The sequence below is a fragment of the Marinobacter lacisalsi genome (assembly GCF_042651045.1).
GTDB classification, from domain to species: Bacteria; Pseudomonadota; Gammaproteobacteria; order Pseudomonadales; family Oleiphilaceae; genus Marinobacter; species Marinobacter lacisalsi.
The window spans coordinates 60,674-70,289 of sequence record NZ_JBHSDI010000014.1; the positions used below are offsets into that span (position 1 = coordinate 60,674).

The 9,616-nt window shown below is 59.5% G+C and carries 8 protein-coding genes; 6 read left to right on the forward strand and 2 right to left on the reverse strand.

The features are described 5' to 3' along the window. Window positions 1-8: 8 nt before the first annotated feature. Entirely contained in the window at window positions 9-1,472 is a 1,464-nt protein-coding gene (guaB, locus tag ACFOZ5_RS11575; RefSeq protein ID WP_379887427.1) for an IMP dehydrogenase, read from the reverse strand. A 268-nt stretch (window positions 1,473-1,740) separates the two neighbouring features. Between guaB and xseA the strand changes: the two genes are divergently transcribed. From xseA to ACFOZ5_RS11590, 3 genes are all read left to right on the forward strand, one after another. Then, on the forward strand, window positions 1,741-3,108 hold the full coding sequence (xseA, locus tag ACFOZ5_RS11580; protein ID WP_379887429.1) for an exodeoxyribonuclease VII large subunit: 1,368 nt from the start codon (window positions 1,741-1,743) through the stop codon (window positions 3,106-3,108). Between the two features lie 165 nt (window positions 3,109-3,273). Continuing rightward, window positions 3,274-5,148: a propionyl-CoA synthetase gene (locus ACFOZ5_RS11585; protein ID WP_379887431.1), complete on the forward strand. Its 1,875-nt coding sequence runs from the start codon at window positions 3,274-3,276 to the stop codon at window positions 5,146-5,148. A gap of 303 nt (window positions 5,149-5,451) precedes the next feature. Further along, window positions 5,452-5,661, forward strand: coding sequence for a cold-shock protein (locus tag ACFOZ5_RS11590; protein WP_379887433.1), 210 nt, complete (start codon window positions 5,452-5,454; stop codon window positions 5,659-5,661). Window positions 5,662-5,793: 132 nt separating this feature from the next. Here the strand turns inward: ACFOZ5_RS11590 and leuA are convergent, their stop codons facing one another. Next, window positions 5,794-7,467, reverse strand: coding sequence for a 2-isopropylmalate synthase (leuA, locus tag ACFOZ5_RS11595; RefSeq protein ID WP_379887435.1), 1,674 nt, complete (start codon window positions 7,465-7,467; stop codon window positions 5,794-5,796). A gap of 146 nt (window positions 7,468-7,613) precedes the next feature. Between leuA and ACFOZ5_RS11600 the strand changes: the two genes are divergently transcribed. The 3 genes from ACFOZ5_RS11600 to ACFOZ5_RS11610 all read left to right on the forward strand — a co-directional run bounded on the left by ACFOZ5_RS11600 (window position 7,614) and on the right by ACFOZ5_RS11610 (window position 9,442). After that, window positions 7,614-8,117, forward strand: coding sequence for an Lrp/AsnC family transcriptional regulator (locus ACFOZ5_RS11600; protein WP_379887437.1), 504 nt, complete (start codon window positions 7,614-7,616; stop codon window positions 8,115-8,117). Window positions 8,118-8,471: 354 nt separating this feature from the next. Continuing rightward, window positions 8,472-8,753 (forward strand): DUF7710 domain-containing protein, encoded by a 282-nt coding sequence (locus ACFOZ5_RS11605; RefSeq protein ID WP_379887439.1) that lies wholly within the window; start codon window positions 8,472-8,474, stop codon window positions 8,751-8,753. 104 nt (window positions 8,754-8,857) lie between these two features. After that, window positions 8,858-9,442 carry a hypothetical protein gene (locus tag ACFOZ5_RS11610; RefSeq protein WP_379887441.1) on the forward strand — a complete coding sequence of 195 codons (585 nt, stop codon included), beginning with the start codon at window positions 8,858-8,860 and terminating at the stop codon, window positions 9,440-9,442. Window positions 9,443-9,616: the final 174 nt, after the last annotated feature.

A 9,616-nucleotide genomic window follows, 5' to 3' on the forward strand; every position in this document is an offset into this window, starting at 1 on the left:
GGAACGGCTTAGCTGACCCGGTAGTTCGGGGCTTCCTTGGTGATGGTCACGTCGTGCACGTGACTTTCACGCATGCCGGCATTGGTGATGCGAACAAACTGGGGACGGGTGCGCATGGCTTCCATATCCGCGCTGCCCGTGTAACCCATGGAGGCGCGCAGGCCGCCCATCAGCTGGTGGACAATATTGCGCATGGGGCCCTTGCAGGCAACACGACCCTCGATGCCTTCCGGTACCAGCTTGTCGACGCCTTCGCTGGCATCCTGGAAGTAACGGTCACTGGAGCCCTGCCCCATGGCACCGATGGAGCCCATGCCACGATAGGCCTTGTAGCTCCGGCCCTGGAAGAGCTCCACCTCACCCGGAGACTCGTCAGTGCCCGCAAGCAGGCCACCCACCATGACACAATAGGCGCCGGCGGCGATGGCCTTGGCAATATCACCGGAGAAACGGATACCACCATCGGCAATCAGCGGTATGCCACGATCCTTGAGGGCGGCGGCCACGTTGGAAACGGCGGTAATCTGCGGTACGCCGATACCAGAAACAATCCGCGTGGTACAGATGGAGCCCGGGCCCACACCAACCTTGACAGCATCCGCGCCGGCATCAGCGAGTGCAATGGCGGCGTCGGCGGTGGCGATGTTGCCGCCGATCACGTCCACCTGCGGGTAATTTTCCTTGATCCAGCGAACACGCTCGATGACGCCTGCGGAGTGGCCATGGGCGGTGTCCACCACAATGACGTCGACGCCGGCTTCCACCAGCGCTGCGATACGAGCTTCGGTGTCGCCGCCGGTGCCGACCGCCGCACCGACGCGAAGGCGCCCCTGGTCATCCTTGCAGGCCAACGGGTAATCCTTGGCCTTCTGGATATCCTTGACGGTAATCAGGCCGCGCAGTTCGAATTCTTCGTTGACCACCAGCACCTTTTCGATACGGTTGCGGTGCAGCAGTTCCTTGACCTCTTCCAGGTCGGCCCCCTCGCGGACCGTGACCAGCTTATCCTTGGGGGTCATGATATCGGCCACCCGGGTATCCATGCGGCTTTCAAAGCGGATATCACGACCGGTGACAATGCCCACCAGGTCCTTGCCGTCCACTACCGGCAGGCCGGAGATGCTGTTGGCCATGGTAATGTCCACCAGCTCACGAACGGTATTGGAGGGGGAAACCGTGATGGGATCCTTGACCACCCCGCTCTCGAACTTCTTGACCTTGCGCACGGCGGCAGCCTGCTGCTCAACGGTCATGTTCTTGTGCATGATACCGATACCGCCTTCCTGGGCCATGGCAATGGCCAGCTCGGATTCGGTAACCGTATCCATGGCGGCTGATAAAAGCGGAACGTTGAGGGTAATGCCCTTGGTCAGCTGGGTCTTCAGGTCTACGTGCCTGGGCAGCACGCTGGAGTAACCCGGCATCAGGAGAACGTCGTCAAACGTGAGGGCTTCTTCGGCTATTCGCAACATTGGGACCCGCCTTCTGGACAAACTGTGTATAGGCCCGGCGCCGTTGCTTCGGCGTTCAACGGAACCGGTCACCTTAATCGAACTATTATAAGTGCCGCGGGCGCTGCAGTAAACCGCACCACAATCGCCCTCAGAGTGCATCTTGCTGAATTTTCGTCGTTTTTGATGCTTCACCTTCTCGGAAAACCCGTATGGTGAACGAGAAGGTTCTGATAACATGGTGATTTCCGGCGCCCTACGGACTTCGACGAGCCCAGACGAGACAGAGATGTACCCTGATTCCTCCCAGACCCTTCGCCCCCGTTCGCTGACCGTTTCCGAACTGAACCGCCAGGCCAGGCACCTGCTGGAGAGCAGTTTCATGCAGGCCTGGGTGGAAGGTGAGCTTTCCAGTCTGTCCCGGCCTTCTTCCGGTCACTGGTACTTTTCTCTCAAGGACCAGAGGGCCCAGGTGCGGTGCGCCATGTTCCGGGGATTCAATCAGCGCCTGCGGGAGATTCCGAAGGAAGGCGACCAGGTGCGCATCCGCGGCAAAGTCAGTCTGTACGAGAACCGGGGTGACTTCCAGATCATTGTGGAGCACCTGGAACCGGCCGGGCTCGGCGCGCTGCAACAGGCCTTCGACGCCCTCAAGGCCCGATTGCAGGCAGAGGGATTGTTTGCGGTGGAGCGCAAGAAGCCCATCCCGGATACGCCCCGCCATATCGGCGTGGTCACCTCCCCCACGGGCGCAGCCATTCATGACATCCTGACTGTGCTGGCACGCCGCTGCCCCGGTATTCCGGTCACCCTCTACCCGACCGCAGTACAGGGCCAGGCGGCCACCGCCAGCATCGTGGACGCCATCAACCGGGCCGTCCGCCACAACCAGGCCGACGTACTGATCATCGGTCGCGGCGGCGGCTCACTGGAAGACCTCTGGTGCTTCAACGAGGAAGCCGTGGCCCGGGCCATCGCCAACTGCCCGATTGCCACCGTCAGTGCCGTAGGTCACGAGGTGGACGTCACCATAGCCGATTTCGTGGCTGACTTGAGGGCGCCTACCCCCTCCGCCGCGGCCGAAAAAATCTCGCCAGACCAGTCCGCCTGGGTCGCCCGGCTGGCCGAGACCCGTCAACGACTGATCAGCGCTGCCAACCGCCAACTGCGGCAACAGAACATACGGCTGGATCAGATTGCTGCAAGACTGCGTGACCCACGCCAGCAGCTGCAGGAAAAGGCCCAACGCCTGGACGATGTGGAGCTGCGCTTCCGCCACGCCATCGGGCAGCGACTGGCGAAAGAGCACACCCACAGCAACCACCTGGCGCAGCGCCTGATGGCCCACCGACCCTCCCGCCAGATCGGTGAACAGGGCCAGAAGGTACAGCAACTCGGCGAGCGACTGCAGGCGAGCCTGAAACGACAGCTGGAAACCGGCAACCAGCAACTGGAAGCCGCGGCCCGCACCCTCAATGCCGTTAGCCCCCTGGCCACCCTCGGGCGGGGCTACGCTATCGTCTCCAGTGACGACCAGACCGTGGTGCGCGATCCCGCCAGCCTGTCACCGGGAGACCGTATTCAGGCAAAACTGGCCAAAGGAACGGTGGATGCCACTGTGTCCTCCGTTCATACCGAATCCGGCCAGACGCCCTGACCGAACGCCAATATCCCGCCTCAATCTACATACCTGCGCAGCGCGGGCGAGCCGCACGTGCGCCCGGTTAGCCTTTGGTCTACTTCCGCTCACCACCAGATGCCTTACAGTCGGAACCCTATCGTGTAAAAAAACAACAACGATACCATTTGACGAGGTGCCCCTATGGATTACCAAACGGAGTTCCGCCGTTCCGTGGACCAGCCCGAGGCGTTCTGGCGAGAGAAAGCCACTGCCATCGACTGGATCCGCCCCCCGGAAAACATCTGGAAAGCAAAGGATAATGGCCACGGCGAATGGTTTCCCGATGGCCTGATCAATACCAGTGATGTGGCCCTGGACGCCAACATCCGCGCCGGTCGCGGTGACCAGAACGCCCTGATCTACGACTCACCGGTCACCGGGACCAAGCAGAGCTATACCTACCGGGAACTGACCGACCAGGTGGCCCGTTTTGCCGGTGTGCTGAAGGCTCAGGGCGTCGGCCATGGTGACCGGGTCATCATCTATATGCCCATGGTGCCGCAGGCGGTGATCGCCATGCTGGCCTGCGCCCGCCTGGGGGCCATTCACTCGGTGGTATTCGGTGGGTTCGCCGCCCACGAACTGGCGGTCAGGATCACCGATGCCAGGCCCAAAGCCATCGTAACGGCCTCCTGTGGCATCGAAGTCAGCAAGGTTATTGCCTACAAACCGCTGGTGGACAAGGCCATTGAAGAGGCCGAGCACAAACCGGAGCGCTGCATCCTGTTACAGCGTCCGCAGGTGATCGCCGACATGACCCCCGGGCGCGACCTGGACTGGGATACCGAAATGGCCAAAGCCAACCCGGTTGACCCGGTACCCGTGGCTGCGACCGACCCGCTGTATATCCTCTATACCTCCGGCACTACCGGCAAGCCCAAGGGCGTGGTGCGCGACAACGGTGGTCATGCCGTCGCCATGCGCTACAGCATGGAACTGGTCTATGGCGCAAAGCCGGGAGACGTATTCTGGGCGGCGTCGGACGTGGGCTGGGTCGTCGGCCATAGCTATATTGTCTACGCCCCGCTGTTCATGGGCTGCACCACCGTTCTCTACGAGGGCAAACCGGTCAAGACGCCGGATGCCGGCGCCTTCTGGCGCGTCGTGCAGGAGCACGGCGTGAACTACCTGTTCACCGCCCCGACCGCCTTCCGGGCCGTGCGCAAGGAAGATCCGGAAGCGGACCTGCTGGCAAACTACGATATCAGCTCGTTGCGGCGCCTTTTCCTGGCCGGTGAGCGGCTGGATCCACCGACCTACGACTGGCTGATCGAGCATACCGGCCTGCCGGTACTGGACCACTGGTGGCAGACGGAAACCGGCTGGGCCATCTGCTGCAACCCGGTGGGCATCCAGGAGATGCAGACCAAACCCGGCTCGGCCACCCTGCCCTCTCCTGGCTTTGATGTTCAGGTGGTCGACCCGGCCGGGCGCCCCATGCCCCATGGAGAACAGGGCCAGGTTGCGGTGAAACTGCCATTGCCGCCGGGGTGCCTGAGCACCGTGTGGGGCGACGACGAGCGTTTCCGCAAGACTTACCTGGATCCTGTTCCGGGGTACTACAGTTCCGGCGACGGCGGATTCGTGGACGAAGACGGCTATGTCTTCATCATGGGGCGGACCGATGACGTGATCAACGTGGCCGGCCACCGCCTGTCCACCGGCGAGATGGAGGAGGTCGTCGCAGCCCACCCTGCGGTTGCCGAATGCTGTGTGGTAGGCGCCAGCGATGAAATGAAGGGCCAGGTTCCCCTGGGGCTGGTTTTGCTGAAAGACGGCGCCACCATCGACCCCGAGGAACTGGAGGAAGAGCTGGTGGAAATGGTGCGGGACAAGATCGGTGCCATCGCCTGCTTCCGGCGGGCCATCGTGGTGGAACGGCTGCCGAAAACCCGGTCAGGCAAGATCCTGCGACGGGTGATACGGCAGATTGCCGACGGGGAACCATGGTCAGCCCCATCGACCATCGACGACCCGGCCATATTGCAGGAGATTGACCAGCAAATTCGCCGCTGACCAACTCACAGGAATATGTCAGATGCGTGACAGACGCCTGTTTTTTTCTCTGAAAACGGGGGTGGCTCAAGGACTTCAAAAAATCTTTGACGCCCCCGGAAGTCGGTCTATACTGAAATTGCTGTGGAAAGACAGCGGTATTTAGTGAATGTGTTGCAACGGTCTGCTTTCAGGCGTTCAGTTACCCCTTCCCTCAGTACAACTGCCCTATCCCCAGCAAAACTGTGTTGGCGTGTTATACAACCACCGGCACACAGAAAAAGTCCCGTGAGGGCGCAACGTTCAGAAACACAGGAAAGATCAATGTCTGATACAAAAACCGGCAGCGTAAAATGGTTCAACGAGTCCAAGGGTTTTGGCTTTATCGCCCAGGACGGCGGCAGTGACGTTTTCGTTCACTACAGTGCAATCAATTCAAGCGGGTTCAAGACCCTGGCCGAAGGCCAGCAGGTCCAGTTCACCGTTACCCAGGGCCCGAAAGGACCCCAGGCGGAAAACGTAACCCCGATGTAAGGTTATGGGCTCCGCCCATTGCCCCTCACGGGCTTTGGGAACAGTCAAGGAAAGCCGGCAACTGCCGGCTTTCCTGCGTCTGGTGTCCCGTGCGGTTAATTCGCTGACCTACTGCGTAACGCTGGAGCCAGCTCAGGCAGTTGCTGCCTCCGCGCCCACCGGCACAGCCACATGGTTCGCCACCGCTGACAGCAGCGCCTGCAAGGTCGCCGACGTTGTATCCTCCGCCAGGGCCGCGGAACTGTGGACCTCACCATCCACCACGATGCGAATGCAGGCCATGGCATTGGCGTTGGTGCCCTCGCCCAGCGCAAACTCATCGTAAGCTTCCACCGCCAGGGCCATGCCATACCGGTCCTGCAGTGCCGCGACCACGGCTTCCACCGCGCCAAGGCCATGGCCCTTCAGCTCGATCGCCGGTTTGCCAAACCTGACGGTGGCATTGACACCTTCCTCATCCCGGTGCAGGTCGTAGGTAGACAGTGACCAGCCCTCGTCCACCGCCAGGTAACGCTCCTCGAACAGGCGGTGGATGGTGTGGGAGTCGATCTCACCGCCATTGGTTTCCGCCTCTTTCTGCACGCACTGGCTGAACTCGATCTGCAGCCAGCGTGGCAGGCTGATCTTGTAGTCCCGCTCGAGGACGTGGGCCACGCCGCCCTTACCGGACTGGCTGTTGATACGCACCACCTCTTCGTAGCGGCGGCCCAGATCCCGGGGATCAATGGGCAGGTAGGCCACGTTCCACTTGTCGTCCGGCTTGCGATAGGCCAGGCACTTGCGGATGGCGTCCTGATGGCTGCCGGAAAACGCGGTGAACACCAGCTCGCCCGCATAGGGGTGGCGCGGATGAGTGGAGATCTCGGTGCAGGCCTCCACCACATCGGTGATCTCGGCCATGTTCGACATATCCACTTTCGGGTCGATGCCCTGGCTGTACAGGTTCATGGCCATGGTCACCAGGTCCATGTTGCCGGTGCGCTCGCCATTACCCATCAGGGTGCCTTCCACCCGGTCGGCCCCGGCCATCACCGCCAGCTCTGCCGCAGCCACGCCGCAACCCCGGTCGTTGTGGGTGTGCACACTGATGCTCAGGTGCTCCCGGCGCTGAATGTTGTCACAGATCCACTCGATCTGGTCGGCAAACACATTGGGTGTGGCCATTTCCACCGTAGCCGGCAGGTTGATGATCACCTTCTGGCCCAGGTCCGGGCGCCACACCTCGGTGACGGCGTCCACCACCTCTGCCGCATAGGCCAGCTCGGTACCGGTGAAGCTCTCCGGCGAATACTGGAAGGTCCAGTCGGTGTCCGGGTAACGGGTCGCGATCTCCTTCACCAGTTTTGCGCCGTTGACCGCAATCTGTTTAACGCCCTCGCGGTCCATGCCGAATACCTGCTCGCGCTGCACGGTGGAGGTGGAGTTGTACACGTGCACGATGGCGCGCTTTGCCCCCTCCAGGGCCTGGTAGGTACGCTCAATCAGCTCGGGCCGAGCCTGGGTGAGCACCTGAATGCGCACATCATCAGGAATACGGTCTTCCTCGATCAGCTTGCGGCAGAAATCGAAATCCGGCTGGCTGGCGGCCGGAAAGCCAATCTCGATTTCCTTGAAACCAACTTTCACCAGCAAATCGAACAGACGCTGCTTCTGGGCCACGGTCATGGGCTTCACCAGCGCCTGGTTACCATCCCGTAGGTCGACGGCACACCAGGTGGGCGCCTGTTCGATAACCTGGTCCGGCCAGCGGCGGTCTGTCTTGCGAACCGGCTGGAAGGGGATGTACTTGCTGTGATCGAAAGCCATGATGGTGTCCTTTTTACTGGGAGCAACGTCGGTTTTGATATAAGACCATGATAACGCAGGCTAGCCAGAATTTAATTGCTTTTTTGGCTGCAAGGCCCAAGAATAAAGGCAGGATAAGCCCTTTAACATCACGAATGAGCAATTATATGCCACCAAATAGCCAGAGCCCGCACAAGATCGATCGCACCGACCGGCGCATCCTGGATGCCCTGCAACGGGATGGCAGCCTCAACAACCAGCAGCTGGCCGAAGCCGTTGACCTGTCCCCTTCCCCCTGCCTGCGCCGGGTGCGGGCACTGGAGGCGGCCGGCATTATCCGTCAGCGGGTGACCGTGCTGGACCACAAGAAGTTGGGCCTGTCCCTGACCGCCATTATCCTGATCGGCATGGACCGGCACACCCCGGAACGCTTCGAAGCCTTCGAGCAACAGGTAGCCCAGTACCCGGAAGTACAGGAGTGCTACCTGATCACCGGCCAGGACGCCGACTATATGCTGAAAGTGGTGGTGCCGGACATGGATCACTACCACCATTTCCTGCTCAACCAGATCACCCGCATACCCGGGGTCAGCGGCGTTCATTCAAGCTTTGTGCTACGGCGGGTCATCGACTCCACCGCCCTGCCCCTGAAATACCTGGAAAGCTTCTGAATAGCTGCTTTCGTGCCTGTCATGCTCTGGGCATACCTACATGCGCAGAATCCCTGTCGTTCGGAGTTCAGCGAACGCGTTCGCAAAAGTCCCTACCTCGGCGGGGAAAAAGCGATAACTATCTGATATGGTTGAAAGGAAAAGATGGGGCGTTGGAGTTATACGCCCCCGAAAGTACACGGGAGTGGCTAGGACAGGGGCGTATAACTCCTGCGGTAGCCGTGGCGTCGCCTTTAAAGTGCTGAATTTGTGGTTTTTTATTTGGTACTCGGGCGACCTGATCCTGGAGTTATACGAATGTGTGTTATACGAACGCGTTCGTAGAATTAGCTGTTATATGCACGAGGAAACCAGTTGAGCGAAATTTGGCTGTTTTATGGCGAGGGTGGTCGCTTTGTCGGCGGGGCATTCACGGAGTTGGATGCTGCAGAAGCGTGGATCTATCAAAATCGTCTCACTGGCGTACTCACGAAAACACCGGTCAATAGTGGGGTGCTCGATTGGGCTATTGAGTCTGACTCACATAATATGGCCCCAGATACACTTGATGCCAAAAGGGATGACCCCGCGTTTGTGGGTAGCTTTTCCTCGGCCTCGCAAGAGCATTACCACTATGAACACGGTCTTCGAGACTAAACCATATAACAAGTGCAGGCACGGCGACGCCCACTACATTTCGCCTTCGGCGCCATTCCGTGGGCGCGCATGCTGCGAGCGTTATGCGTCAAGGGGACGAGGTCATGGATCCGGTTTTAGCTGAGCTGATCTCAGAAGGAGTTAAAATTCTTGGTCCAGCCTTGATCGCTGGCTGTGCTGCTTATTTCGCTGCATCGCTCCAGTTCAAAGCGACTCTTGCACAAATACGAGAAGCTAATGAATTCGCAGCCAGGCAGCATCTTTTTGATTACTACAAGGATAAGCAAAAACAACTTTCAGAAAGCTACAACGAGCTATCAAATACTCTCGGTCAGGTTTTGGGAGTGAATGCGGCAGCTCGTACAGATGAAGGCGATGAGAGTATCCAGAATATGGTTTCGGGATTCGATTCAATTGCACAACTGCACTTGGATGCAGCTCCCTTTGAGATCAGTCTTACTCTTCGAGATATGAGGTCCAAAAAGCTGGAAGGCATGGAGGAGTTTGAGCGTCTGGCAAGCAGGAAACAATCCCTTGAAGGGCTTCATCTGGGAGATGATTTCGAGTCCAAAAAAGCCACTGTACTTTCACTCCTTGAGCTCTATGGATGGCTAAAGCGCTGCAATCAGTTGCTGCTCGAAAAGGAAATGGACCTACTGTTTAGCAAATATGATGTCGGCCGCGCATAACCAATACAGTCACGGCGACGGCTGCTACATTGCGGCTGCGCCTCCATTCCGCAGCCGCGCGTGCTGTAGGCGTTGAGGCTGTAGAAAAAGTCCCGAAAACCTCGCTCCGGGTTTGGTAGCATTGACTCATCGCAGGCCGACAAGGACCCGTCCCATGCCCCGCTTCAGGCACTA